Source organism: Psychrobacillus sp. Z16_25 (assembly GCF_056856695.1).
Genome location: NZ_JBXEOV010000004.1, coordinates 236485 through 262390, shown reverse-complemented (window position 1 = coordinate 262390; position 25906 = coordinate 236485). Strand labels below are relative to the sequence as shown.

Below are 25906 nucleotides of genomic sequence, written 5' to 3'. Positions count from 1 at the left end.
ATCAACTGTCCCTAAAAGCCCGATTGGTTCAACTAATGATTGGTGGGGATGAAAGAAAACCCCACCAATCAAAGTTTAAATTTATTACAAAAATATGGAGGATACGATGAAATTAAAAATTATCCACACAAATGACCTACATAGTAATTTTGAAAACTTTAAGAAGGCAGTAACTCTTATTAAGAGATTGAAGGATGATAACTCTATCATTTTAGATGGTGGAGATTTTGCAGATTTTAAAAGTATAGAGCTACAGGGCACACGGGGAGTGGCAGCGCTTGAGCTATTACAAAATGTTGGATACGATGCTATCACGATTGGCAACAATGAAATGTTTAACGGAATTGATACATTAGAACATATGGCGAGTACGAGTAAGATTTCTTTTATCAGCAATAATATCTTTAAGAAGGACGGCACGGCGATAAATGGTGTTTGTAAAAGCGTTGTAATAGTTAAAAATGGATTGCGAATACTGATTACAGGTTCTTCTCCAAATCTCGGTGAGTTTAGTGAGGGTCTCGGACTACAAATAAAGGATTATACAGCTGCGATAAAAGAGGAAATAGAGAGCCGAAAGGGGTCCTATGACCTTTGTATGCTATTAAGTCACGTTGGGACATTTGCTGATGAGCCACTTGCAGAGGAAATAGATGAGATAGATATCATCATCTCTGCTCATGACCATAAGCTATATCCTAAAGCAAAGCTTGTAAACGGAACAATTATGAATAGTGCAGGAAATTATGGAGAGCATGTAGGGATAGTAGAAGTAGAGATAGTAGACGGAAAGACTACATTGCTTCATTCGGAAACAATCTCAACGAATGATGAGCTGGAGGATCAAGAAATTGTTTCGATTTTAAAAATGAATAAAAAGAAGGCTATTCAGGTGTTAAGCAAACCCTTATACACAATTGAACAGCCGCTTTGGCACGATGTAGTAGAAGAGAACCCGCTTTCTAACCTCATAGCCTCTGGGTTGAGAGATATGTTAGATACAGATATTGGGTTGATTAATAGTGGAATATGTAACAATGGTATTTTTCGATATGTTTCTCGGAAGAAGTTAATAGAAACTTGTCCTTCTCCTTTAAATCCGACTTACTCTGAAATTCAAGGGAAACATCTATTAGCAGCATTAGAACAATCCTTAGACGATCAAGTCTGCCTTGCAGAAGGAAGAGGGGCTGGGTTTCGTGGAAAATTTGCAGGAAGACTGCATGTTTCCGGAATGGAAATACTTTATAGTGGAACAACTATTAAGGAAGTCTTTATTAATGAAAAGCTCTTAGATCCTGAGCAGTGGTATTCTGTTGCAAGCTCTGATTACCTCCACCGAGGTTCTGGCTATCCTGACCTTGCTAATAATAGAAATGAGAGATATCTTCCTGAGGAAATAAAGGACGTAATTCGTATATATGCTTGTAAACCTGAGTTTATAGAGGATGCATTACTAAAAAGGTGGAAAGAAGTATCTTACGTTAGGGGATAATAAAAAATGGAACTGATGAAAATTCGCGAGCGTGGAGTACAAATTGGTAGATTACAGCCTGGAAAGAAAAATTGTATAACGGATATCCCGGGGGTGATGGTTGGACATGTTACTTTAGATTATCCTCTTCCGAATGATGAGTATGCTTGTACAGGAGTAACGGCCATTCTACCGCATGGAGATAATTTGTTTGCTAACAAAGTAATTGCTGCTGGTCATGTGTTAAATGGCTTTGGTAAAACGACGGGATTGGTACAAGTGGACGAGCTGGGAGTCATTGAAGCGCCAATTATGCTTACAAATACTTTTGCGATATCAGCAGTGACACAAGGAACTCTTCAATACATGCTAGAACAAAACAGTGATATAGGTGAGACCACTGGGACAATTAATTTAGTGGTTGGCGAATGCAATGATAGTCACTTAAATTCTATTCGTTCACTTCCAGTAGAACCCCAGCATGCAATAGAGGCAATTAAGCGTGCTTCTACAGATGTCTCTGAGGAAGGAGCTGTAGGGGCTGGTAAGGGAATGGTGTGCTTTGGCTATAAAGGGGGCGTGGGGTCTTCATCCCGAATAATTCAGGATGAAAAGAGCGGAACGTCTTTTACTATGGGTTGCCTGATTGTAAGTAACTTTGGGAAGAAGGAAGAGTTTTTTGATTATCGTTATGAATCAAATAAGGCGAATGAAACACCTACCGTTAAAAATCCGGCAGATGGCTCTATCATGATGGTAATTGGCACGGATGCCCCGCTTAGTAATAGACAGCTAAAACGAGTAGCTAAAAGATGTGGGGTCGGGTTAGGTCGAACTGGGAGTCACTATAGTAATGGGAGCGGAGATATTGTTATTGCTTTTTCTACTGCTCATAAAATTCCTCATAATTCCAGTGAAATGGTAGAGACTCGACAGGAGCTTAGAGACGATCACCCAATCATGAATAGCATTTTTCAGGCGGCAACGGAGGTTATAGAGGAGGCTATTTTAAATTCGCTATCTCAAGCAGTCGTGACGAAAGGGAGAAAAGGGCAGGTAGTCTATCCATATCCGTTTGAATGATAAGGGATAAACAATGAGGCTGGGTCAAAATCGAAGGAGAAGAGCTTATGGCACTGTCATAGGATAGGAATTATAAGTGCATTCTTATTTTGGAGATTCTTAAGGTTCTCCGCAGCGTCGGAGGCCAACAGGATGTTGGTCAGGAAAACGTTGTCACACGATGTGACGTTCTTAGTTTTCCTTCCCCACAGGTGAGCCATAGCCGAACGTTAAAGCGTGCCGTTGCTATGGCTCACCCGTCTCCCTCCTCCTGTTGGAGTCGCCGACGCTGCTACGAACCAATAGTGTTGCCTTCTAAGTTTAAATGTTGATTAAGAGATTATAAAAAGGATTTAACTCATCAAGAAAGAAATGGAATTCGTCCAACCTCTTTCTTCGGATTAATACATGGGACTCAGGTCCTCCGCTGCATCGGAGGCTTTCCGCAGGCCAACAGGATGTTCTCCTGAAGCCGCGCCCCCAGGAAAGCGTCCAGCCAAAACGGAAATCAACCCCAAGTTACGGTGAAGAACCAAATTATTTAAAGTCTAGTTTTAATTTCCCTTCTTCTAGGATTAGCTTAGCGTCAAAGGTTTGGCCGTTTTCTGCTACAAAGCCTTTTATTGTGTTGGTGTTTCCTTTTGTGCAAAGCAGCTTAATTTGGGAAGGAGTAATTTTCTTCTTTAAAAAGAAGCCGTTGAAGGTTTGCGTACAGCCGTTTTTATAGTTGGTGCATCCATAAAAGTTTTTCCTAGCAACAATTGAGCCTTCCTTACATTTTGGACAAGGTGCGATTGGCTCTTGTTTAAATTTTGTATATTTTGATGAGGTTTTAACTGGCACAGTGCTTCCATCAATATCCTTTGACTTAATCGCACTAGGAGCTTCTTGCAACAGACTGTTAATAAACTTTGAGATGCTTTCTAAAAAACGTTCGGAAGAGCCTTCGCCATTACCGATTTTTCGTAGATAGTTTTCCCATTTAGCGGTCATGGAAGGACTTGAAAGTAGATTGCCTTCTATTGACTGACAGAGCACCCTTCCCTTATTGGTGATGGATACAATGTTTTTATTTACCTGGATGTAACCATGACGCTTGATTGTTTCGATTATACCGCTTCTTGTAGCCTCCGTTCCTAGGCCTTCTACCTCTTTTAGAATTTCATTTTCTTCTTTATCCTCCACAAGCTTGCCGCAGGTTTTCATCATGGCGATTAACTGTCCCTCTGTGTATGGTTTAGGGGGAACAGTTTTTCCTTCCTTTATTCCGATTTCACCTTCCACATTTTCATGAAGATGTAAAATGGGAAGTTTATCTTCTTCTTTTTTATCGGACTTGCTAGATTGGAATAATTCCTTCCAGCCTAAATCCCGTTCTGTTTTCCCAATCGTGTAAAAGGGTAGCCCATTTACTTCTGTCGTGACCTTTGTTTCCGTATAAAAATAATCTCTGTGAAACATGGCAATAGTTGTACGGACTACTTCCTCATACAAATTTCTTTCTAAAGGAGAAAGCTTGCTTAGGGTAGAAGGGGTAGGGATTTTTTTTGTTGGGATAATAGCATAGTGCTCTTGTACTTTGGAGTTATCCACATATCTTTTTTTAGGGTAGCTAGAGGCAATAGGAAAGGGATGTTGAATTACTTCTTGATACTTTTCTACTTGCCCAGCAATATAAGCGAACTCGTTCGTTGTAATATGACGAGAATCTGTTCTTGGATAGCTCACCAGCTTTTTCTCGTACAGCGATTGCATTGCTTTCAGAACATTGGCAGGACTCGTCTTCCACAAGCGGTTGGCGGTAGCCTGCAAGGTTGAAAGAGAATGTAGCTGTGGGGGTGCTATACGCTTATCCTCGGTTTTTAAGGAAGTGATATCCCCAGGAGAATTAGGTTGTATGTGATGCTTTTGTAATAGCTCCAGGATTATTTCTCTTTTAGGTTCCTTTGCTTTTGCTTTCCCTTTATAGCTTCCATTGCTACTTGTGAATGTTGCTTCCACCTCAAAAAATGGTTCTGATACAAATTGTTCTATTTCAAGCTGTCTCTGATAGATAAGAAAAAGTGTGGGAGATTGTACTCGTCCTATCGGAAATACATCCTTTACGCCCTTTTCTTTTAAGAGTAGTGAGTAGAGGCGAGACGCATTCATACCAACCAACCAATCACTTATTTGTCTTGCTTTCGCCTCTTCATACATTTGTAAATCTTTTTTGTTGTTCATTAGGTTGGCAAAGCCTTTACGTACTTCTTCTACCTCTAATGAGTTAATCCATAGCCTTTTTATATGGTGACCTCGTGTACCGGTTTGATGATAGATACTATAAAAAATATTAGAGCCTTCACGGTCTACATCACATCCATTAATAAGGGTATCTGTTGATTTAAACAGATTTTTTACTATGTTAAATTGCTTGTACTTGCCTTTTGCAACTTGGAATTCATACTTTTCTGGCAAGATTGGAAGGCTAGATAAGGTCCAGCGATTCCATTTAGGATCATAGGCTTTCGGCTCTTTTAACTCCACTAAATGACCAATTCCCCATGTAATATAAGCACCTTCACGAAAAATTTCATTTGGCAAAACTTCTAGGAACCCGTCATGTTTTTTTACTTTGAATGCGTCCGCATAGGCCTTGGCTTGACTAGGTTTTTCAGCTAAAATTACTGGTTTCAATTCATCACCCCATGTATGGATTGCAAATATTATGCTAGGAATTTTCCGAACGTATATTCTTTATTATAGTTTGAATGAAAGGAAGAGAAAAGTAAATTTGTTTTTGAGACATCTAACAAAAAAGACGAGGAACATACCGTAGAATTCACGCATAATGTTACAAAAAGCAGGTTTACTGCTAAGTAGAATGAAGAATACCAAAGGAGATGTCCATTATATCAGAATCAAAAGATACTAATAAAGCGAATTTGGTAAAGATTGCACGAGAACAAGTGAAAGCACAGAGGAAACTGATGAAACAAGTACGAGACTCAATCGAAGGTAAGGGATGCTAAAAAAAGAAGTAGGAAAAAGGGGGTTGTCTGAAAAGTGATCTTGAGAGGGAATCTTTGCGAACACTTCAGGAGCTGTGCAACATAGCAAAAAGGGGCTGTACCATAAGTTGAAAACTTATGAGACAATCCCTTTTCTTTCGTTCCTAATTTTTTGCTCCTGTTATGAGACCTACTAGATAGAGCTACGTATTAGTCTTTTTTATGAGCTACGATAATCAGTTTCCCTTTATCTAGCTCTTTTTCTGCAGCTTCTGCTTCTTGAGTTGTTAAGCCAATTGCAACCATTTTACTTCGAAGCTCATCACCACGAGAAGTAAACATATTTTTCATGGAATTTAAGAAGCCTTGTTCCTTTATGCCGACATCCTTTGTGTCTAAGGCATCGTTGATATCATCTGCTCGCTCTTTAAAGTGAGCAAAAATGTGGATGTGGTCTCTTGAATATCCTTCAGCTTCTAAACGTTCTACCTCTTGTTTAGCCTGTACTGCGTTTTCTACAGTTAATTTTACTGTCATAAAAACCCCTCCATTTTTTATTCTTCACTTTATATTTACCCTTCTTGTACGGTATTTAAACAAAAGGAAAGTAATTGAGTGACCGATTCACGAATGGTTTGATATGATAAAAGAATAAAGAAGGAGGCGATTTGGGATGGATTCTGGAAGGAATAGAATAGATGAATTTAAGCAAGTAATGGGTAATTACCCTACAGGCGTTACAGTAGTTACCACTATGGATCAAAATGGAGAGCCGATAGGACTAACGGTAAATTCTTTTGCCTCCGTTTCTTTAGAGCCCTTACTAATCCTGTGGTCAATTGACAAACGGGGATATTCCTATGATGCTTTTCAAAAGGCTGAACGGTTCGCTGTTAATATCTTGTCTGAAGAACAAGGTGATATTTGCCAGCTATTTTCTAGTAGAGTAGAGAATCGGTTTGACCATTGTACATGGAGTGAGTCTGTGCACTCGTTACCAATACTTAGGGGCAGTCTGGCTGTCCTACAATGCAAGGTATATGAACGAGTAGAAGCGGGAGACCATACTATTATCATTGGTGAAGTAATAGATATTGATAATCAAGCTAAAAATCCTCTGCTATACCATAAGAGAACGATTGGTCCGATTCCTCGTACGTTTTATAATGAAAAATAAAGGTAGCTTAGACTGAAGGAAATTCATTTGTATGTGAATTTTCTTCAGTCTTTTTTACTACATAAAATAGGTATGGCTCTTCCAATTGTATTAAAAAATGAAAAGAGTTGTAAAATTTTGTTTATAGATAATGCGAAAAGGGGTAAGAGGTTAATAAATAGTTAATCTGGTCAGAAAAGGGGCGAGTAGGATGATACTTTCTCTAAAAGAACAAGCATTAGATAGTAAGCAACAGATCATTCAATTCTTTGATGTATTAAAAGCGAATGTGGTACGTGCTAGATCTACTATTACGGCCGTTTTTTTAATAGCCTCCTTTGATAAGCGAGGTGAATTAGAGGATTTGCAAGCATATTTAGCCCAGAAAATTAGAAAGACAGATTTTCTGTTCCAGTTGGAGTCGACTTCTGAATGGTGCCTAATCCTACCGGGAAGTGGAGAAGAAGAGGCGATTGCCTTCATAACTAGATTATTTAAGGGTCTGGAAGATTCTGCAGCAAAAATGTCTAGCTGTGTAATAGAGATAGGAAACAATAAAACGGAACTCGATGAGTTACTTAATACTGGAAAAAGAGTCTTGGCCATTGCAAAAGAGAAAGGCAATTGGACTATCGAGAGAGTGGATATTTTCAAGAAAAAAGAAAGGCAGCTTATTAAGGTCAGCCTTCTAGAGGACGATACCATTTTTCAGCATCTATTAAACTCGTCATTAGAAAAATTGTCTTTTTCGCCCTTTGATTTAGACATTAGAACATTTTCAGATGGGTATGAGTTTCTCCAATCCGGATGGTATCAGTCTAGCCATATACATCTAATTATTATGAATGATATTTTGCCTAAGAAAAATGGCTTGGAAATTTTGCATACCATAAGGGGGCTCCCAAACCATAAAAGGTTCGTCGTATTTATGATGACGAAGAGAAAGTCAGAGGAGGATATGGTATATGCTTTTGAAAAAGGAGTAGATATTTATTTGACTAAGCCGTTTAATCTTCGTTTATTTGAAGCGCAAGTGAAAAGGACCCTTGAGAGGCTATGGCAATGATTAGACTAACTATATACATAGTAACCATGGTAATCATTATATTATTTCTCCTATTAATTGGAATCGGACTTTATCTAGCTTATAGAAGATGGAAACAAGTAAAAAAGTTAACTATAAGAGAAGCATATATTTCAAGGACAATAGACGCTTGGAATGATTACTTGGTAGAAAATAGACCATTAACACCTACCCTTCTTCCCACTAGTAAAGAAGAGATAGCTGGTATTGAGGAAATCTTCGTTGCGTATTTAAAAAATTTATCGAATGATTCTATTCAAAAGAATATAAGTTCTTTTTCCAATGACTATTTATATGATCATTATCGAAAACAGTTAAAAAGTAGAAGCTGGAGCAATAGAATGAATGCCATGTTTCGGATAGAGGATTTCCAAATAACTAAGCTACAAGATGACTGTAAGAGGCTAATGGAAAAGAAAGTTTCTCAAGAAGAGCTTTTTCAGTTATTGAGAATTATGTCTCTATTTAATCCGGCGCTTTTTTTAGAAAAGGTACTCGATTCTTTTACCAGGCTTTCAGAATATGAGTATAAGAGACTGTTGCTATCCATTTCTCCTGAGCTCTTAAATATATTAGTAAAGCAATTCGATGAGTTGCCACCTACATTTCAGTATTCCCTGATAGATACAATGGGGGTAAAGAAAGAATTAGAGTTTATACCGTATCTAGAGAAAAATCTAAAGAACTCTGACACAGAAGTTAGAGTAAGAACGCTAAAAGCTATTGTTGAAATAGGAGCGATTCAGAGTCTTTCCCCTTACTCGCAGTTTACCAAATCAGACGTATGGGAGGAAAGATTAATGGTGGCTAAACTACTATCTATCCTTCCTTTATCCCACACTGAAAATTTTTTAAAAGATCTCTTAGAAGATCCTGTTTTTTTAGTTCGAGCACAAGCAGCAAAATCCATTATGAAGGATAAACAAGGGAAACATTTTTTAGAGGAATATATAAAAACCTCCCAAGATCCATATGCAATAGATATGGCATATGAGGTCCTTCGGAAAGGACTTGTTTAATAAATGGATAAATTCATAGAAACCTGCATGCTTTTATTCGCAGCCATTATCTTTCTCTATATGATTGCAGTGATTTTCACGTATGGAACGATGCTTATCATGGCATTTCTACAGCTGAAGAAACAGTCGAAGCTGGATAAGGAAGAATTAGACGATGACTATATAGATGCAATCTATTCGAAGCCGGTGTCTATCATTGTCCCGGCATACAATGAGGAGGCCGGAGTTATCGAAAGCATTCATTCCCTATTGAGCCTGCGCTACCCAGTTACAGAGCTTTTGGTAATTAACGATGGTTCTACAGATAACACCTCTTCATTGGTGATAGAACAATTCAAGATGAAAAAGGTGAATAAAGTCATTCGGGAGCAAATTCCTACAGAGCCTATTGAAGATATTTATATATCGGATATCCACCCAAATCTCCTTTTGGTAAATAAACAAAATGGGGGAAAGGCAGATGCGCTAAATGCAGGTATTAATGTGGCAAAGTATCCTTATTTCTGCTCAATAGACGGAGACTCCATTTTAGAAGAAACCTCTCTTTTAAGAGTGATGAAGCCAATTATTCTTTCCAATGGAAACGTGATTGCCGCAGGGGGAAATATTCGAATAGCCAATGGCTCAGATATACAGCTTGGCAGTATATTTAAAACAGGGCTCTCATCGAATTACTTAGTTGTCATGCAAGTAGTGGAATATTTAAGAGCATTTCTTATGGGACGTATTGCATTAAGTAAATTCAATTTGGTGCTAATTATTTCAGGGGCCTTTAGTGTGTTCTCTAAAAAATGGGTAGTGGATGCTGGAGGCTACACAAAGTATAATATCGGGGAAGATATGGAGCTAGTAGTAAAGCTTCATAAACTGCTTAAGGAAAAGAGATCGAAAAATCGAATAGAGTTTGTACCAGATCCAGTCTGCTGGACAGAGGCTCCGCAGGATTTAGGTACGCTCAGAAAGCAGAGAAGAAGGTGGCATCAAGGACTTATTACAAGTCTATGGAAGTATCGAAAGATGACACTGAATCCTAAGTATGGAGGAATTGGGATGGTCTCTTTTCCTTACTTTTGGCTGGTAGAATGCTTTGGCCCAGTTATAGAGCTATTAGGGTATATATATATTATTGTCGCATTTTTTATGGGCAGCGTTTATTTTGAGCTAGCCATTCTGTTAACTCTTTTATTTGTCATATACGGTGCTATATTTTCTGCCATGGCAATTTTATTGGAAGCATGGAGTACAAGAACATTTCCGAGAATTCGAGATGTTATACGGCTAATCATTCTAGCATTAACCGAAATTTTTTGGTACAAGCCGTTAACATTAATCTGGCGATGTGAAGGCTTCCTTCACTTCCTACTTGGAAAAAATGTATGGGGAACGATGCAAAGAAAAGGGCTTTCCCAGAAGGAGTTGCAGTGATGAAGAAGTTTTATCTTGTAGGAGTTGTTCTTGTTCTCCTGCTAATTGCCCCTGTATTGCTTTGGTTTCTAGACCAAGGGAAGGATTTAAAGGTAGCAATTATTGATAAGACGGTACCAGATGAGAGCTACCGGGAGCATCTAGGTATTACTTGGCTATTAAATCATTTGAGGTATACAAACAATGGCGAGGAATATAAAGCTTCTACCGATTATTATGGCTACCATCCAGACAGGGAGCAAAGAGAGCTTCCTACAGATTATTCTGGCTATGATGTAATCTATCTAGCAGATACGTACGGTGTTTACGGGGAACAATCTCAAAAAGTGGCTGGAGGCATAGAGGCTCAAGAGTGGAACCATATAGTTTCTCGTTTAAATGATCAAGCGCCGAGCATCCTAGTTGCAGAATTCAATACCTTTGCTTCTCCTACGAACGGTCAAGTGAGAAAGGAAGTAGAGGACTATTTGGGGCTTTCCTGGACTGGCTGGACTGGACGGTATTTTGATGAGTTAGATCCTAAAAAAAATGAAGAGCTTCCAAATTGGGTGCTTGAAGGCTATGAGGGAAGCTGGGGTTTTAGTGGAAAAGGGTTTGTTTTGGTGCAGAACGAATCCGCTCGCATCGTTGTATTAGAGGAAAAACATCTGAATGATAACGGAATACGCCTATCCTTTACAAAAGAAGGTGAGGATCGCTTTGGGCTAGAAGAAAGCCCTGATTATAACTATTGGTTTGATATTGTATTGCCTGAGGATGGCACCGAAATACTGGCTACCTATGACTGGAATCTTACAGAACGAGGCGAGCAGTTATTAAATGAGGAAGGTATACCGTTGGAATTTGCTGCTGTTTTTGAAAGAGCACATGCAACATCGATCAGCTATTACTTTGCCGGAGATTTTAATGATGTTGCAAGTGTCCCTGAGTTTTATCAGGTGAAAGGACTGGCAAGTCTGTATAGGCTGCTGGAGAGATATTCAGATAACGCTTTTTATTGGTCAACCTATGTCCCAATGATGAAGGTGATATTAGATGGGCTTCCAAAGGCAGAGGAGAGTAAAATGAGCCAGGAACTACAGTACAATGCAAGAATAAAGGAAAATTCCTTTGAAATATGGGAGAAAGGAGAATGGAAGCCTATCACTGTCAAAGGGGTAAACCTAGGAATGGGGAAACCCGGTTATTTTCCTGGAGAAGCTGCTATCACAAAAGAGGAGTATTATCGCTGGTTTACATATATCGGGGAAATGAATGCGAATATGATCAGGGTATATACACTGCACCCACCAGGCTTTTATAAAGCATTAAAGCAGTATAATGAGGAGCATGACAATAAAATATATGTTTTGCATGGAGTTTGGATGAATGAAGAGAAGCTAGTAGAGAGTTTAGACGCATTTGAAAAAGAAAACCTACAGGATTTTCAAAAGGAAATGAAGACAATTGTTGATGTGATTCATGGAAACAAGACAGTCCAAGCGAACCCGGGACATGCCTCTGGAGTTTATAATGCAGATATATCGCCATACGTAGTAGGCTGGGTTTTAGGAATTGAGTGGTATCCAGAAATGGTGTTACAGACAAATAAGAAGTATCCCGAACTAGGTGATTATAATGGTGAATATTTTGAGACAAAAGATGCACAGCCATTTGAGCACTGGTTAGCTCAGCAAATGGATTATATAACGAAGTATGAAAAGGATAAATATAACTGGATTAGACCAATGAGCTTTACAAATTGGGTGACAACAGATTTATTGGATCATCCAGCTGAACCTGCTGAGCAAGAGGACTTAGTAAGTGTTGATCCAAATGTCATTTATACGAAAAATGAAATGACGATACCCGAGCAATTCGCTTCTTATCACGTCTACCCGTACTATCCTGACTTCTTTAACTATGAGGAAGTGTATCAGACCTTTAAGGATCATCGTGGTGAAAATAACAGCTATGCAGCGTATTTGCAAGAGCTACACGCAGCTCACCGCCTACCGATCCTCATAGCGGAATTTGGAGTGCCGGCATCTAGGGGTCTTACGCATAGGAATCCTTTTGGCTGGAATCAAGGCTTTCTATCTGAAAAAGAGCAAGGACAGATTGTTTCTCGTCTATTTGAAGACATACTGGCAGAGAACTTATTGGGTGGTCTAATCTTCACCTGGCAGGATGAGTGGTTTAAGAGAACATGGAATACGGTAGATTATGATAACCCCGATAGACGTCCTTACTGGTCTAATGCGCAAACCAATGAACAGCAGTTTGGTCTACTGAGCTTTGATCGTCACAAGGTCCAGGTAGACGGAAGTCTAGAGGATTGGAGTGTGGAGTCGATATATCAAGGTGGCTCTGCTCTAAATGGGCTGTATGTGGACCATGATGAAAGGTATCTCTATATACGCTTGGACTATGATGTAGACCAAGCAGGGTATCCGATGTTTCTGTTAGACGTGGTTCCTGATCAAGGAAATGAGAGGATCAGTGATATAGAAGGACTAACACTTACCAATGGGATAGAATTTATTATTCCGATTAAGGGAGACGACTCGAGGCTTCTTGTCGATCGTTACTATGATTTCTTTTCGTACCAATATGGCCATCAGCTTAATATGCTGAAGCCCAAGCCAAAGACCCCTACGAATAACAGTGGGGAATTCACGCAAGAACGATATGCTTTAAATAAGGAACTGTATTTACCTCAGCAAAAACAAACCTTGCCATTTGAGGCATATGAGGCAGGTAAACTAAAAAAGGGCAACGGGAACCCTTCCCACGAGGACTACGATTCTCTTGCAGATTATTATATTGGAGAAAATGGTATTGAATTACGTCTTCCGTGGCTCTTGATACGAGCAAAGGATCCTAGTCAAAAAGAGTTTACAGGAGATCTATATAGAGATGGGATAGAAGCCAGCAAGTTTGTGGAAGAGATTTTTATAGGTGCCCTGTTTGTGAATGAAAGGGGAGAGGTGGTAGATTCCTATCCAAGCTTGGAAGAGAATATTCTCCCTCCAATGAAGTCTTATACTTGGGATAACTGGGATACTCCCCAATCAACAGAGCGCTTAAAGCAGTCCTATTATATAGTGAAGAAGCTGTTTGAAAAGTATTAGAATTTATAAAAGCAGGAGTGATTTTTAAAAAAAACTCTCCTGCTTTTTGTATGTATTTCTATTTATTCTCCAACAAAAAATAGCTTCCGTAATATTTCTCGTTGTGGAACCTTTAAATCCTCTAATCTCTGGAGGAAAGTTGCTTTATCATAAATCGCATGATGAATCTCCGGAATCGGGTGATTCTGGCTAAAGTCAATCACGGCAAATGATGCTTTATTATCCTTTGATACACCTAATGCCCCAGGATTCAGATAAGTTTTTCCTCTATGAATAAAGAAGTGCTCAGGATGATGGTGTCCAAAGCAAATAATATCTGCCGGATAATCTCCGAACAATTTTTCCATGTTCTCTAGCGTGGCTTCCTGAATAGAGAAAAAAGGTTCATCTTTAATATGGGCTGAGCGTTTATCCTCTTCTATATGGTAGTGAATACCGATGATACGGGTAGAGCCAATTGTTCTTTGAATAACTCTTGGCAATGCTTGAAGTCGTGTTTGGTTTTCTTCGGTAAGCTGGTTCGCAATCCATTTATGGTGTTCTCTTGTATGCCGATAGCTTTCTGGATGACCCTCCTTAGAAAGAAGAGATAAGATTGCTTCATCGTGATTGCCGGTTATTATTTTTACATCTTTTCTTGAGAAAAGGGTATTTAACACTTCGTTCGTGTCGGGTCCCATAGCAATCATATCTCCAAGAACCCAAATTTCTTGTACGTTTTCCATTCTTTCAATTTTCTCTAACACTGCCTCTAGGGCTAGCTGGTTCCCATGTATATCAGTAAGAATGGCGATTTTCAATCGTATTCACCTCTATATATGATTAGATTTATTTGTTTTCCGAATTTATAGCTGTTTTTCTTCGATGGATCAACCGTTTATATAGATAGTAGCCTATTGCCGATAAAAAAATGATTCCTAAAATGACATACTCATCTAGCTCAGAAGATAATATTCCAGCTGGAATGAGCGCTAAAATAAAGAAGTAAATAAAATTTCCTACTATAGTAGCCAGTGTAAAGGGAGCTATTTTCATTGTGCTAAGACCGGCGAGTATATTGACAAGGCTAGTAGGAACGAAAGGAAAGAGTCTAGCTTGAAATACATAGGCAAAGCCATTTGCATCTACCTTTTTTATTAGCTCTTCGTTTACTCTTTTAAGGAAAATTTGCTGAAAAATGTATCGGACATTATAAAAGACAATAACGGATGCAATAATGCTTGTAAACCAGCTCCATAAAAAGCCGTTCACAAAGCCGAAAAGTGCAATGTTTATAGTGATAACTAAAATCAATGGAAATACAGTAAAGGAATTCTGGATAATCATTACTAATGCCATAAAGAATAATGCATATCCAACATTTCGATCTAAATAATTCTCTGCTGCTTCTACATCTCCACTCCAAAGTATTTTTATCAGCTCTTGATTAGTCAAAGCAAACAGCGAGACTAAAATTACTCCTATTAAGATAATCCATCGTTTTCTCATGCGTCACCTATTTTCCTTTGCTTTCATGCTCGTGGGGATATTACCACTATCGTAGCACTCTTTGTAGATTTGTAAAAATTTGTGTGTTTCACACGATAGACCACATCATTCATCTTATTATTTTATGTTTCGTCGGTTATTCAAATGATATGAAAAGGAGAGACAGCTCAAAATCATGAAGCCTCTCCTTTTTATTAATATGCCCTAGGAGCTGACAATCTAGCCCGTAGTGCATACCTTCCAATTAAAAGAGTAGTGAATAGCATGCATATCGCACCAATCATAACAGCGGTTCTAATAGAAAAATAATGAGCAAAGGTGCTTAATAAAACGATAGCAAGAATTTGAATGATACTAGATATTCCATTATATAGGTTTGTAATCCTTCCTAGCATTTCCTCTGGTATTTTATCTTGTATAAAGGTTAAAAAACCAGTGCTTGCAAGTGAGAGAAAAAAGGAAAGGGTAAAAAAACCGATGCTAGCTGCAAAATAGGTGGTGGAAAAGCTATAAATTAAGTATCCAATCGAGATAAAAAAGGTGCCAAAGACCATAAGTTGATTAGCGTTAAGTCGGTGAACAATTAGATTTAAGCTTATTGCACCGAGAAGATACCCCACTCCCGCTATACTTACCAAAGTACCATAAGAGGCATCCGATAAGTACAAAACTTCCTTAGCAAAGGCCACCTCTAAGGAATCGATTGCTGCAGTAAGAAGCATAACCCCTTGAAAAGCCATGTAAATGAGTAAAAAGGGAAGAGCTTTTAAACTGAATCTCCAAACTATTCTCCAATCCTCCACAAGACTTCCTATAGATAGCTGCGCTAGAGAAGAAGTTTCATTTCTACGTAAATTGGGCAAGGGTATAAGAAGTGCCCCACTTACCAGAAAAATAATGACATTCACAAGGAGAGACATTTCGAGTGATAGAGAAAGAAATAACAAACCGGCTACTAACGGTCCAGTTACAAACGCACCGGATTGAACAAAGCTTAGAAGTGCATTGAATCTCATTCGTTTTTCTACACTAATCAGCTTTGTCATATAAGTAAAAGCTGAGGTATCAAAAACGGCAGAAGCAATTTGTATAAATAGGACAATCAAATAGACAGTGATGAGTGAGTCTACCAACAAAAGAAAGCATACAAGGATTGCTCTAACAACCTCTAAAGTAATCATTAAATATTTTATAGAAATTCGATCAATTATAGAGCCAGCCCAAAGACTAGTAAGCATACTAGCAAAAGGCTTAATCATGTACAAGCCGGCAACTGCAAGTATGGAACCCGTTCTCTCTAATATAAGTAAATTTAATGCGAGTAAGTAAATCCAGCCTCCAATGTTTGCTATACCAACTGAGGTAAGATATATTGCAGGCTTTTTCCAAGATGTTGTATTCAACATGGCAATCCCTCCGACATGATTATTAAGTAAAAATAAAAAATCCCACCCCCAAGACTATTGTCTTGGGGACGAGATTAACATGTCGTGGTGCCACCCCAGTTTGTGCTGCTGTCGCCAGCAACACCTTTTCGAGTACAAAGATACTCTAGCTCTATAACAGGAGCTCCTGGCACATAATCATAAGAATTAATCCTATGTGCAGCTCAGAGACTTGCTTCGGCAAACGTTTCCTTGTTCCTTTTCAGCTACCGGAACTCTCTTGGAAGGATTGGAGTGCTTACTCTTCTCATCATCGCTTTTCATTTTACCTATCTTACCAATTTGAATCAAAATTGCCAATACTTTTTTGGTTGGCCGGGAAAAACCTTTTTGAGGGATTATGTGCTTTTGTATTTATTGTTTTACATTGATTTTTAGTAAGTAACTCTAGTGATATGAGTAAAATCGGCCACTCTTGTAAGAACTGGGTGCTGGCTTACCATGAGGATGGAAAACTAGATCGTCACGCCGTATGACAACATTTTCCTGATCAACATCCTGTTGGCCGATACAGCGAAGAATCTAGATTCTCAGAATTAGGCACATATGATTCTAATCATATGTAAAAAAGCTTCTCATTTTTATTGTTCCAGCCTCTGCTTCTGCAGATTAGATTAATAAGAGGAATAAAAAGCCATCATTATCTCAACCTATTGAAAAAGGAGTGAAAACATGAAGCATGTAATAGATGCAGTCCAACAATATGCATACCCTTTGCGGAACAGCGAGGATTTAACTCCCCTTTTAGACGCAATTGGAGATGCCCGTATAGTACTGCTTGGTGAGGCAAGTCATGGCACCTCAGAGTTTTATACCACAAGAGCAGAGCTTTCTAAACGGTTAATTGAGGAAAAGGGATTTCACTTAATTGCCGTTGAAGGAGATTGGCCAGCTAGTCAACGTGTGAATAAATTCATAAAAGGCTACGACAAAGATTCAAAGTCAGCCAAACAGGTACTACAGGCTTTTGAGAGATGGCCCACTTGGATGTGGGCAAATGAAGAAATCGAACAACTGGTAGATTGGCTTCAGCAGTTCAATCAAAAAAATAAACATAAAAAAGTGGGCTTCTATGGAATCGATGTATATAGTCTTTGGGAGTCACTAGAGGAAGTCATAAGCTTTCTTAGAAGAACTGACCCAAGTGGGATAGAGCTAGAATATGCAAAAAGAGCGCTTTCCTGTTTCGAACCATTCAATCGCCATCCTGAGACATACGCCTTTTCTTCTTTAAATATTACGGAAGCATGTGTAGATGAAGTAGTCAAGCTTCTTAAGACTATACGGGCACATGAGGACAATTTTACTGCTGAAGAGGAAGCTGACTTGAATGTGAAAATAAATGCGTTGGTTGCTCGTAATGCAGAAGAGTATTATCGGAAGATGGTTTCAAGCGATGAGCATTCTTGGAATATTCGAGATGAGCACATGGTAGAAATCATTAACGAAGTAATGGATTATCACGGGAAGGATGCAAAAATCATCGTTTGGGAGCATAACTCTCATATTGGAGATGCATCTGCAACGGATATGGGACCAGCAGGCATGATAAATGTTGGCCAAATCCTTCGCCAACAGAACAGAAAAGAGGATGTCTTTGCAATAGGCTTTGGAACATATGAAGGGACAGTTATCGCGTCAGAAGAATGGGGTGCTCCTTATAAGACAATGACTGTACCACCTGCCAAGGAGAATTCCTGGGAGGATATCCTTCATCGAGCTGGGTCTGCGGATAAACTGTTAATATTTCATCCGGACAATCATCTTATTTTTAATGATTGGATTGGTCACCGAGCAATCGGTGTCGTATATCGTCCGGATGTAGAAGCCTTTAGAAATTACGTTCCATCTAAAATTAGTGATAGGTACGATTCATTTATATATTTAGACAAGACAAAAGCTCTTTCTCCTTTAAAAGCTTTGTAATTAGTGCCTCCTGATAGGAAAATAGAACGGTTTCTGTCAATATTTCTGTTTCGATTATTTTTTCTGATATTTTACATGTTAAACTAACGGAAAGAAAAAATTTCCATCAGGAGGTATGAAAAGTGAAAAATTGGAGAAAGGCAATAGTAAGCTTGATAGCTGTAGTTATGGTTAGTAGTTCCATATTTATTCCAACTCAGGAGCCCGTGGAGGCAGCGTCCTCCTATACCAGTCTGAAACGCCAGATTGATAATGTCCTATCTGACAGCAGAATGAAAAATGCTACTTCCAGTATTACTATTCGAAAAGCGTCAGATGGAAAAGTAATTTATAAATATTATGCTGACAGAGGAGTCACGCCGGCATCGACCATGAAGTTGCTTACCGGTGCAGCGGCGCTAGAGACATTAGGAGAGAATTACCGTTTCTCCACTACAGTTTCCACAGATGGGAAAATTGAAAAAGGGGTATTAAAAGGAAATTTATACGTGAAGGGTCATGGAGATCCTACCTTATTAAAAAGTAGCTTTGATAGTTTTGCTACAGCTCTCAGCAACAGAGGGATAAAAAAGATAAGCGGTAATCTCTATGGAGATGATACTTGGTATGATAATGTTCGGTTATCTGCAGGAATTTTACCAGAGGACGAGCCTTATTATTACGCTGCCCCAATCTCCGCTCTGACTGTTTCTCCAAATGCTGACTATGATGCTGGATCAGTGATAGTAGAAGCGAAGCCTTCTTCAAATGGCAAGCCCACGCAAGTAAAACTAACACCAAAAACAGGAGTTTTAAAGGTCGTCAACCGTTCCAAAACAGTTGTTAAGGGAAGCAAAAATACACTAAAGATTACTAGGAAGGTTGGAACCAATAACGTCATTATTACTGGAAACGCTCCAATCGGAACATCAGGTAAAAAAGAATGGATATCTGTCACGGATCCTACTATGTATGCTTTAGATATTTTTAAGCGTGCGTTAACGGACAAGGGGATAAAGTTTGTTACATATCCGACTATTAGTCGTGGGAAGGCTCCGAAGAATGTAAAGGTGCTTGCTTCACGTCGGTCTATGCCTTTAAAGAACTTAATGATTCCATATATGAAGCTAAGTAATAATACACATGCAGAAGTGCTTGCTAAGGAAATGGGAAGAGTAAAGTATGGGAAGGGTAGCTGGGGTAGTGGTTTAAGAGTTATGAGGGAATATATTGATTCTATTGGTTTGGATAGTAAAAAGTGGAGCTTTGAAGATGCTTCTGGATTGTCATACTCTAATAAGCTTACTTCCAATGAATTATCCGAGTTTCTTTATTTAATTCAAAAGGAGCCGTGGTATAAAACTTATTACAAGAGTCTGCCGATATCGGGAAACTCAAACAGATTAGCTGGCGGAACGCTTCGCTATCGCTTAAACGCAGCCCCAGCGGCAGGAAATGTATTTGCAAAGACAGGCAGTCTGAAAAATACAAAGGCTCTTTCTGGCTATGCCAAAACAAAAGGTGGAGAAGTTCTAATCTTTACAATTCTTACGCAAGATAATAAGGCTACTACCATTCCTTCCATTGATAGGATAGTGACAGCAATTACAAATCATAGATAAAAAATACAACGGACTGGAGTACGACAATTTCCAGTCCGTTGTTTATTGTTCGGAGAATTCACTCATAATGGTGTGTTATTTTTCCTCTAAAGGATTTTGGTTGAACGATTGTATTTCTACTAGCTCTGAAACCGTAACGAAACGGTATCCTTGTGCTTTTAATTCAATTAAGATTTCTTTCAGCGCCTTGACCGTTTGTGTTCTATTTCCTCCTGCATCATGGAATAACACAATATCTCCAGGTGAGGCACCCTTCAGAACCTTATTTACAATCTTTTTCACTCCAGGAGTTTTCCAATCCTCTGTATCTAAATGCCAAGACCACAAAACTACTCGATAGCCTTCTTCAATGGCGGTATTAATAATTTGGTCATTGTAAGCACCAGCAACAGGTCGATAAAAAACAGGATACGTTCCTGTTATACCCTGGATAATATCATTCGTTTTCTTTAGTTCTTCTCGAAGCTCTGATGGAGTTACATGTAAAGGGTGAGAATAGGTGTGATTTGCTATTTCATGCCCTTCCTCTCCCATTCGTAAAATGAGATCCGGGTACTTCTCTGCACTTTCTCCGATAACAAAGAAAGTTGCCTTTGCCTCGTACCTCTCTAATAAGTCTAATACCTGGGGAGTATACTTTTCATGGGGGCCATCATCGAATGTGAGCGCAATGACTTTTTCTTCCGTGTTAATCTCCCACATTACATACCCATGTTCCTCGTAATATGGACGGCCTTTATCTGTGGCAAAAGCTGTGTAAGCAACAAATAAAAGCGATACAAAGAAGACAGCTATCTTGAAGAACGTGGATAACTTCAAGTCTGTTACCTCCTACCTAAGCGGAAATTTTCCGCACATCTTTCTTGTATTGTTTACACCTAGGTTAGAATTATGCAATGGAATAAAGGTTTTTGGTTTCACACTCCTAAGAAATATAAAAGCATAGGAATGGATAGAATACTTATAATAGTTGTAACAAAAGTAGTGAAGGACACAAGATCTGGTTCTGTCCCAAATTGAAGAGAAAGCATCGTTGTATTGGCTGCGCTTGGCATGGAAGCCTGTATGATAAAAACTGTTTTCACTAAATCCGAGACTGGCATGAAATACATAATTACGCCGGCTAATAGTGGTGAAGCAGCCATTCTGATCAGTGTGGCAGCTGTGACAAAACGATAATCCACTTTTTTTCTAGATATAACAGCTAGCTGCATTCCAAGTACAAGCATAACCGTTGGAATAGAAGCATCAGCAGCTAAGCTAATTCCTTCCATAATAGGTTTAGGTAGTGCTACAGAAAAAAGCTGTAGGCAAATACCCAAAAGTGCTGCATAAAGTAAGGGCATTCTTAAAACCCTATGTAATGCTTCCTTTGAACCAGTAGTGTTCTCTCCACCTAAAGAGGCAAAAAAGATTCCTGCTGTATTCATCATTAGTCCATGTATAACCATAATAATGACAGCATAATCAAACCCGGCAGCTCCTAATGCAAACAATACAACCGGAGCTCCGTAATTACCACTATTCGGAAATACGCTAGATAGTACTAAGGCCGAAAATTGTGTTCGATTACTAGCCATCGCTTTGCTAATAGACCAAACAACTAGAAGAAGAAGGATTGTTAGAAGTACACAGGATAGGAATATGTATAAATAATCTAAGTCTAACTCGTTTGTATAGAACGTTCGAAATGCTAGAAAAGGGGACATTAAATAAAGGGCAGCGGTAGAGATAGATTTAATATCAAAGCCGATTATTTTTTGTCCAACAAAACCTATGAAGAAGATAATAAACACGGGTAAAATAATCAAAAACATATCCATAGAAAGCACCTCCAACAACAAGTAATGTTTCGATATTCGTAATACATTGATCACCTAAAACTATAACACAACGAGAACTTTTTACTGAAATAATTTTAAAAAAAGGAAAATTTGGGTAAATAATGAATGGTGTAGAATTATGGGAGGTGGAAGAGGATGAAACTAAAAATAGCAATTGTAACAGGAAGTGTACGAAAGGGTAGGAATGCTGAGGCGGTAGCAAAATGGATGTTTGATTTTGCGAGGAAGAGAAATGATGCTGAATATGAGCTGGTGGATTTGTTAGATTATAAGCTTCCTTTATTAGGGATGGAGGTACCACCAGAACAAGAGGAAAAGGCAAACATAGCAATCAAAACCTGGTCAGATAAGATGGCTTCCTTTGATGGCTACATTTTTATTACACCAGAATACAACCATGCAGTGGGTGGAGCATTAAAAAATGCATTGGATTATCTAAATATTGAGCTAAACAATAAAGCAGCTGGTTTAGTGGGATATGGAAGCTTAGGTGGGGTTCGAGCACATGAAAACATGCGTTTAATACTTGGGGAATTACAAGTCGCAGATGTAAGGACAGCGGTAACCTTCTCACTGATGACGGACTTTGAGAATATGAGCGTTTTTAAACCGGCAAGCTATCATGACGGAAACGCTAATACGATGCTAGACCAACTGCTTGCATGGAGTAAGGCGTTGAAAACTATTAGAAGCTGATTTTGGAGTAGACTTACGGATAACTAGTTTTACAAAAGAAAAAATGTGAAAGCGAGCATGCTTTCACATTTTTGCTGTAAACTTACTCGTCCTATTGGGACGGTAAGAATCTTTACTTTTCTCCTAAATGAGTCCATTTTGTTGGGCTACCGAACTTAGGACAGTTAGGGAATGTTTCACCGGCTTCTAACGTTTTTTCATCCCCGTCTTCATCTACATAACGACCAGATTCTTTTACTTCCTCACCGGATTCATGAAAATGACCCTCGACATGTCTCCAGAAGGTGATTACTTCCTTATCAGGACAGGAAGGGAACTTGTCTCCCTCGTAAAGCATCCTCTTATGTCCGGAGTCACACATGTACTCTCCTGTTTCTGCTACAACATCATCCGTTGTGTACGCATAAGAATTATAATGCTCGTTCATAGGCATAGTAGTTTACCTCCTTAAAAAGAAGTGATATAAGTATTTACCCGATCCTTTAACATGCAAACGTCCGATGTAGCAGAGAACCCTGTTTTCCAGAACTAAAAAGCACTTATAATTCTCATCAAACGATTGAATCATAAGTGCTCCTCATTAGATTTATTCCATCTCCTAGGTTAGAAGAAAAAATAATAAATCAGTACGATAATTCCTAGAATAATAGAAAGCCATCCTACCACTAGTTGCTTAAAATGGTATGCTGCAACAAAGCCTAAAACGATAGCTGCAATTCCAAACCATAAAGGATAGAAAAAGAATCCGACGATAGCTAAAATAATCCCAAGAATACCTACCCAAAGTCCAGCATTATTAGTCATGGAAATCCCTCCTTTTATAAAGTACAGAACATATAAAATCGTTCTTAAGGTAGTATATGAAACGGGCTAGTACAGACTATAAGCAATACGCATAGTATTTCAGCGAATTCTCATATTTTGTTGTTAAATAGTTGTTTTTGGTCTAGCTGAAGCTTTCCTTGGGTATGAAATAGGAAAAACAGGAAGATTACAAATGAAAAAAGGTTTCCCAAAAGTAAAACTTAAGGGAAACCCTGGATCATTATATAGCTGTGGAGGACATTGTTCCGCCTATGGTTCAATTATTCTACAACTATCGTTGCTTTGTAAGGAGTATCTTCACTAGATGTACCTAGGTATACAGTGTAATCACCAGGTCTCACCACGAAGTCGCGTTTGTAGTAATCCCATACACCCATTGGATGATTCGTAGCTGTTGGGTCAATTGTGATTGTAATCTCGCGTGACTCGTTAGGCTCAAGGTGCACTTTTTGGAACCCGACAAGGCGCTTAGGTGGTTGTCCTTCAACAGGAATTCCTAGATATACCTGTACCACCTCTGCACCAGCCACTTTTCCTGTGTTAGTTACAGTTACGTTTACATGGATTGGAGATTTACCGTCTGTTTGTGTTGGTGTAACTGAGAATCCAGAAAGCTCAAAGGATGTGTAAGATAGACCATATCCAAACGGGAATAATGGTTTAATGCCTTGAGATTGGAACCAGCGGTAACCCATGTTAAGACCCTCTGAATATCGAATTACAGGGAAGCCATTGCCTTCGTCTGTACCTGGATAACGTTCAGGGTTATTTGCATATAAAAGATCTCCCTCAGATGCTGCGTAGGTAGTTGGCACCTTACCAGATGGATTCACAACTCCAAAGAGTAAGTCGGCAACAACGTGGCCATCTTCCGTGCCTTGGTTCCATGCTTCAAGAACAGCTTTAGCTTTAGAAATCCATGGCATCATAACCGGGCTGCTGTCTTTCATGACAACAACTGTTTGTGGATTAATATCCAATAGTTCATCTACCATGCGATTTTGATCATTCAACATGTTCGGGCTTGGCAAATCAAAGCCTTCAGAGGCAACTAATCCAGCCATTAGGATAACCAAGTCCGCTTTAGAAGCAGCTTCTTTTGCTTCTTCCAAGTTAGAAAGATCTTGAGCAACAGTCACCTTGCTGACTGACGCACTCGAACCAAGACCTTTTAATACGTCCTGCATACCTTCTACTGGTGGTACCGTGTAGAGTGGAACAACCTTGGATGAACCTCCACCGCCATTGCATGCGTCGTCTACAAACTCTGATTGACCAATGATTACAATAGAGCTATAAGCTTTCGGGTCAAGTGGAAGCATCTCTCCATCATTCTTAAGGAGAACTGCAGCCTGTGAGCCAATTTTGCGAGAGATAGCACCATGAGCTTTAGCGTCAATTACACCAGGATTGTATGGACGTTCAAATTGACCGAAACGGAACATTTGCGTGTAACGACGTACCAATGCGCGGTTAACTGTTTCAATTTCAAGGCTAGTGTCTTGAAGTGCATTCTTGACATTCGTTTCGTTTAACCATTTAGCATCTGGCATTTCGTGATCCATTCCTGCGTTCAATGAAGCGGCAGCTGAACGACATGACCAGAAATCAGATTGTACATAGCCTTCGAAGCCCCATTCGTCACGAAGAATATCATTAAGAATATAACGGTTTTCAGTTGCATATACACCACGGACACGGTTGTAAGCACTCATAATTGCTGCAATATCCCCGTCTTTTACTAACATTTCGAATGGAAGCAGGTATAACTCGCGTAGAACGTGCTCATCTACTTCCACATTTGTACGGAAACGCTCGTACTCTTGGTCATTCACTACATAATGCTTACCCATAGCAATAACATCGTGGTCTTGAATTGCCTTTGTTACCTCGACTCCCATCACACCAGAAAGGTATGGATCCTCTGAGAAGTATTCAAAGTTACGTCCTGCAATTGGTGTTCTGTGCAGACAAACCCCTGGTCCTTCTAGAACATGCTGACCTAAAGTAGCGGTCTCAGAGCCGATGATATTCCCGTATTCACGTGCTAGCTCTGGGTCAAAACCAGCAGCAAGACCAATTGTCATTGGTAGCGCAGTTGCAGGAGGACTTGGATGTCCATCTCCCATGCCTACTCCAACTGGACCGTTGGTAATACGGAAACGAGGGATTCCTAACTCTTCTATACCTTTTACATGGCGTTGTACTTGGAGCTGTGCCATGAGATTATCTTGTTCCTCAGGTGTCATAGCATTCATTTCATCCATTGAAGGCATGTCATAGATGTTGATTGTCGCCATGGAACCGTGGAGTTGAGCGATTTTTTGTTCTAATGTCATAGCGGCTACAAGTTTTTCAGCACGCTCTCGTGGGGACAACGATTTGTCCATCCATGGAAATTGTTCCATATTGGTGTTTTGTTGATTGGTCATGTTGAACTCTCCTTGCGCAATATTTTTACAATTGTTGTTTCCTTTTAAATCTAAAGCGCTTACAAATATCCAAACGTTGATCATATCATTTGGTTGTGAATCATTTTTAAAATAATATTACTTTTCTCAACCATTTTCTCGTACTATTTTTCGGGGAATAGCACAAATTTGACTAGTTCGTTACGAGGCGTACTAAGTTAAATCGATTGAAATGGATTTATTAGGTAAGGGGAGTATGCCTTCCATGTCTTCACTCCTGAAAGGGTTAAGGAATAAATTTTCATCAGTGAACATACTTTTTACCTGCACCCTTTATTTTGTCCACT

At 39.1% G+C, this 25906-nt stretch carries 20 protein-coding genes and 1 other annotated feature; of the genes, 10 read left to right on the top strand and 10 right to left on the bottom strand.

Going from position 1 to position 25906, the window contains the following annotated elements; genetic code table 11:
• Nucleotides 1-106: 106 nt before the first annotated feature.
• A complete protein-coding gene (locus AC1VU3_RS07050) occupies nucleotides 107-1495 on the top strand; it encodes a bifunctional metallophosphatase/5'-nucleotidase (RefSeq protein WP_482983181.1) in 1389 nt (462 codons plus the stop codon).
• Between the two features lie 15 nt (nucleotides 1496-1510).
• Nucleotides 1511-2557: a DmpA family aminopeptidase gene (locus tag AC1VU3_RS07045; protein ID WP_482983183.1), complete on the top strand. Its 1047-nt coding sequence runs from the start codon at nucleotides 1511-1513 to the stop codon at nucleotides 2555-2557.
• A gap of 516 nt (nucleotides 2558-3073) precedes the next feature.
• On the opposite strand, the gene AC1VU3_RS07040 is transcribed toward AC1VU3_RS07045, so the two are convergent.
• Together AC1VU3_RS07040 and AC1VU3_RS07035 are read right to left on the bottom strand one after the other, a co-directional pair.
• Nucleotides 3074-5212, bottom strand: a complete 2139-nt coding sequence (locus tag AC1VU3_RS07040; protein WP_482983180.1) for a type IA DNA topoisomerase — start codon at nucleotides 5210-5212, stop codon at nucleotides 3074-3076.
• A gap of 524 nt (nucleotides 5213-5736) precedes the next feature.
• Nucleotides 5737-6063, bottom strand: a complete 327-nt coding sequence (locus AC1VU3_RS07035; protein ID WP_480389750.1) for a YflT domain-containing protein — start codon at nucleotides 6061-6063, stop codon at nucleotides 5737-5739.
• A 136-nt stretch (nucleotides 6064-6199) separates the two neighbouring features.
• On the opposite strand from AC1VU3_RS07035, the gene AC1VU3_RS07030 reads away from it, so the two are divergent.
• The 5 genes from AC1VU3_RS07030 (at nucleotide 6200) to AC1VU3_RS07010 (ending at nucleotide 13323) form a co-directional block, all read left to right on the top strand.
• On the top strand, nucleotides 6200-6703 hold the full coding sequence (locus AC1VU3_RS07030) for a flavin reductase family protein (RefSeq protein WP_480389749.1): 504 nt from the start codon (nucleotides 6200-6202) through the stop codon (nucleotides 6701-6703).
• Between the two features lie 190 nt (nucleotides 6704-6893).
• Nucleotides 6894-7748 (top strand): response regulator transcription factor, encoded by an 855-nt coding sequence (locus AC1VU3_RS07025; protein ID WP_482983179.1) that lies wholly within the window; start codon nucleotides 6894-6896, stop codon nucleotides 7746-7748.
• Entirely contained in the window at nucleotides 7745-8785 is a 1041-nt protein-coding gene (locus AC1VU3_RS07020) for a HEAT repeat domain-containing protein (RefSeq protein ID WP_482983178.1), read from the top strand. The genes AC1VU3_RS07025 and AC1VU3_RS07020 overlap by 4 nt, the downstream gene beginning before the upstream one ends.
• 3 nt (nucleotides 8786-8788) lie before the next feature.
• Nucleotides 8789-10210: a glycosyltransferase family 2 protein gene (locus tag AC1VU3_RS07015; RefSeq protein WP_482983177.1), complete on the top strand. Its 1422-nt coding sequence runs from the start codon at nucleotides 8789-8791 to the stop codon at nucleotides 10208-10210.
• Nucleotides 10210-13323 carry a hypothetical protein gene (locus tag AC1VU3_RS07010; protein ID WP_482983176.1) on the top strand — a complete coding sequence of 1038 codons (3114 nt, stop codon included), beginning with the start codon at nucleotides 10210-10212 and terminating at the stop codon, nucleotides 13321-13323. The genes AC1VU3_RS07015 and AC1VU3_RS07010 overlap by 1 nt, the downstream gene beginning before the upstream one ends.
• Nucleotides 13324-13385: 62 nt before the next feature.
• Here the strand turns inward: AC1VU3_RS07010 and AC1VU3_RS07005 are convergent, their stop codons facing one another.
• The 3 genes from AC1VU3_RS07005 to AC1VU3_RS06995 all read right to left on the bottom strand — a co-directional run bounded on the left by AC1VU3_RS07005 (nucleotide 13386) and on the right by AC1VU3_RS06995 (nucleotide 16217).
• Entirely contained in the window at nucleotides 13386-14123 is a 738-nt protein-coding gene (locus AC1VU3_RS07005; RefSeq protein ID WP_482983175.1) for a metallophosphoesterase family protein, read from the bottom strand.
• Nucleotides 14124-14151: 28 nt separating this feature from the next.
• Nucleotides 14152-14811: a TVP38/TMEM64 family protein gene (locus AC1VU3_RS07000; RefSeq protein ID WP_482983174.1), complete on the bottom strand. Its 660-nt coding sequence runs from the start codon at nucleotides 14809-14811 to the stop codon at nucleotides 14152-14154.
• A 194-nt stretch (nucleotides 14812-15005) separates the two neighbouring features.
• On the bottom strand, nucleotides 15006-16217 hold the full coding sequence (locus AC1VU3_RS06995) for an MFS transporter (protein WP_482983173.1): 1212 nt from the start codon (nucleotides 16215-16217) through the stop codon (nucleotides 15006-15008).
• 61 nt (nucleotides 16218-16278) lie between these two features.
• Nucleotides 16279-16519 (bottom strand) — a binding site (T-box leader).
• Nucleotides 16520-16928: 409 nt separating this feature from the next.
• Between AC1VU3_RS06995 and AC1VU3_RS06990 the strand changes: the two genes are divergently transcribed.
• The gene (locus tag AC1VU3_RS06990; protein ID WP_482983172.1) at nucleotides 16929-18182 is read left to right on the top strand and encodes an erythromycin esterase family protein; all 1254 of its coding nucleotides are present in this window, start codon (nucleotides 16929-16931) and stop codon (nucleotides 18180-18182) included.
• A 122-nt stretch (nucleotides 18183-18304) separates the two neighbouring features.
• Nucleotides 18305-19783, top strand: coding sequence for a D-alanyl-D-alanine carboxypeptidase/D-alanyl-D-alanine endopeptidase (gene dacB, locus AC1VU3_RS06985; RefSeq protein ID WP_482983171.1), 1479 nt, complete (start codon nucleotides 18305-18307; stop codon nucleotides 19781-19783).
• A 75-nt stretch (nucleotides 19784-19858) separates the two neighbouring features.
• Here dacB and AC1VU3_RS06980 read toward each other — a convergent pair whose 3' ends face one another.
• Nucleotides 19859-20602, bottom strand: coding sequence for a polysaccharide deacetylase family protein (locus tag AC1VU3_RS06980; protein ID WP_480389739.1), 744 nt, complete (start codon nucleotides 20600-20602; stop codon nucleotides 19859-19861).
• A 98-nt stretch (nucleotides 20603-20700) separates the two neighbouring features.
• The gene (locus AC1VU3_RS06975; RefSeq protein ID WP_482983170.1) at nucleotides 20701-21606 is read right to left on the bottom strand and encodes an AEC family transporter; all 906 of its coding nucleotides are present in this window, start codon (nucleotides 21604-21606) and stop codon (nucleotides 20701-20703) included.
• A gap of 156 nt (nucleotides 21607-21762) precedes the next feature.
• Here AC1VU3_RS06975 and AC1VU3_RS06970 point away from each other — a divergent pair, with 156 nt between their 5' ends.
• Nucleotides 21763-22323, top strand: coding sequence for an NADPH-dependent FMN reductase (locus tag AC1VU3_RS06970; protein ID WP_482983169.1), 561 nt, complete (start codon nucleotides 21763-21765; stop codon nucleotides 22321-22323).
• Nucleotides 22324-22435: 112 nt separating this feature from the next.
• On the opposite strand, the gene AC1VU3_RS06965 is transcribed toward AC1VU3_RS06970, so the two are convergent.
• The 3 genes from AC1VU3_RS06965 to AC1VU3_RS06955 all read right to left on the bottom strand — a co-directional run bounded on the left by AC1VU3_RS06965 (nucleotide 22436) and on the right by AC1VU3_RS06955 (nucleotide 25580).
• On the bottom strand, nucleotides 22436-22756 hold the full coding sequence (locus AC1VU3_RS06965) for a hypothetical protein (RefSeq protein ID WP_482983168.1): 321 nt from the start codon (nucleotides 22754-22756) through the stop codon (nucleotides 22436-22438).
• 170 nt (nucleotides 22757-22926) lie between these two features.
• Complete coding sequence (locus AC1VU3_RS06960; RefSeq protein ID WP_482983167.1) at nucleotides 22927-23127, bottom strand: hypothetical protein; 201 nt, start codon at nucleotides 23125-23127, stop codon at nucleotides 22927-22929.
• Between the two features lie 281 nt (nucleotides 23128-23408).
• The gene (locus AC1VU3_RS06955) at nucleotides 23409-25580 is read right to left on the bottom strand and encodes a beta-glucosidase family protein (RefSeq protein ID WP_482983166.1); all 2172 of its coding nucleotides are present in this window, start codon (nucleotides 25578-25580) and stop codon (nucleotides 23409-23411) included.
• Nucleotides 25581-25906: the final 326 nt, after the last annotated feature.

Bases quoted from the DNA above. Each gene is read 5' to 3' on its own strand.
- AC1VU3_RS07030 (WP_480389749.1), top strand. From the start codon at position 6,200: ATGGATTCTGGAAGGAATAGAATAGATGAATTTAAGCAAGTAATGGGT.
- AC1VU3_RS06965 (WP_482983168.1), bottom strand. From the start codon at position 22,756: ATGCCTATGAACGAGCATTATAATTCTTATGCGTACACAACGGATGAT.
- AC1VU3_RS07010 (WP_482983176.1), top strand. From the start codon at position 10,210: ATGAAGAAGTTTTATCTTGTAGGAGTTGTTCTTGTTCTCCTGCTAATT.
- AC1VU3_RS06970 (WP_482983169.1), top strand. From the start codon at position 21,763: ATGAAACTAAAAATAGCAATTGTAACAGGAAGTGTACGAAAGGGTAGG.
- AC1VU3_RS06975 (WP_482983170.1), bottom strand. From the start codon at position 21,606: ATGGATATGTTTTTGATTATTTTACCCGTGTTTATTATCTTCTTCATA.
- AC1VU3_RS06995 (WP_482983173.1), bottom strand. From the start codon at position 16,217: ATGTTGAATACAACATCTTGGAAAAAGCCTGCAATATATCTTACCTCA.
- AC1VU3_RS06960 (WP_482983167.1), bottom strand. From the start codon at position 23,127: ATGACTAATAATGCTGGACTTTGGGTAGGTATTCTTGGGATTATTTTA.
- AC1VU3_RS07035 (WP_480389750.1), bottom strand. From the start codon at position 6,063: ATGACAGTAAAATTAACTGTAGAAAACGCAGTACAGGCTAAACAAGAG.
- AC1VU3_RS07020 (WP_482983178.1), top strand. From the start codon at position 7,745: ATGATTAGACTAACTATATACATAGTAACCATGGTAATCATTATATTA.
- AC1VU3_RS07025 (WP_482983179.1), top strand. From the start codon at position 6,894: ATGATACTTTCTCTAAAAGAACAAGCATTAGATAGTAAGCAACAGATC.
- AC1VU3_RS06955 (WP_482983166.1), bottom strand. From the start codon at position 25,580: ATGACCAATCAACAAAACACCAATATGGAACAATTTCCATGGATGGAC.
- AC1VU3_RS07050 (WP_482983181.1), top strand. From the start codon at position 107: ATGAAATTAAAAATTATCCACACAAATGACCTACATAGTAATTTTGAA.
- AC1VU3_RS07015 (WP_482983177.1), top strand. From the start codon at position 8,789: ATGGATAAATTCATAGAAACCTGCATGCTTTTATTCGCAGCCATTATC.
- AC1VU3_RS06990 (WP_482983172.1), top strand. From the start codon at position 16,929: ATGAAGCATGTAATAGATGCAGTCCAACAATATGCATACCCTTTGCGG.
- AC1VU3_RS07045 (WP_482983183.1), top strand. From the start codon at position 1,511: ATGAAAATTCGCGAGCGTGGAGTACAAATTGGTAGATTACAGCCTGGA.
- AC1VU3_RS07000 (WP_482983174.1), bottom strand. From the start codon at position 14,811: ATGAGAAAACGATGGATTATCTTAATAGGAGTAATTTTAGTCTCGCTG.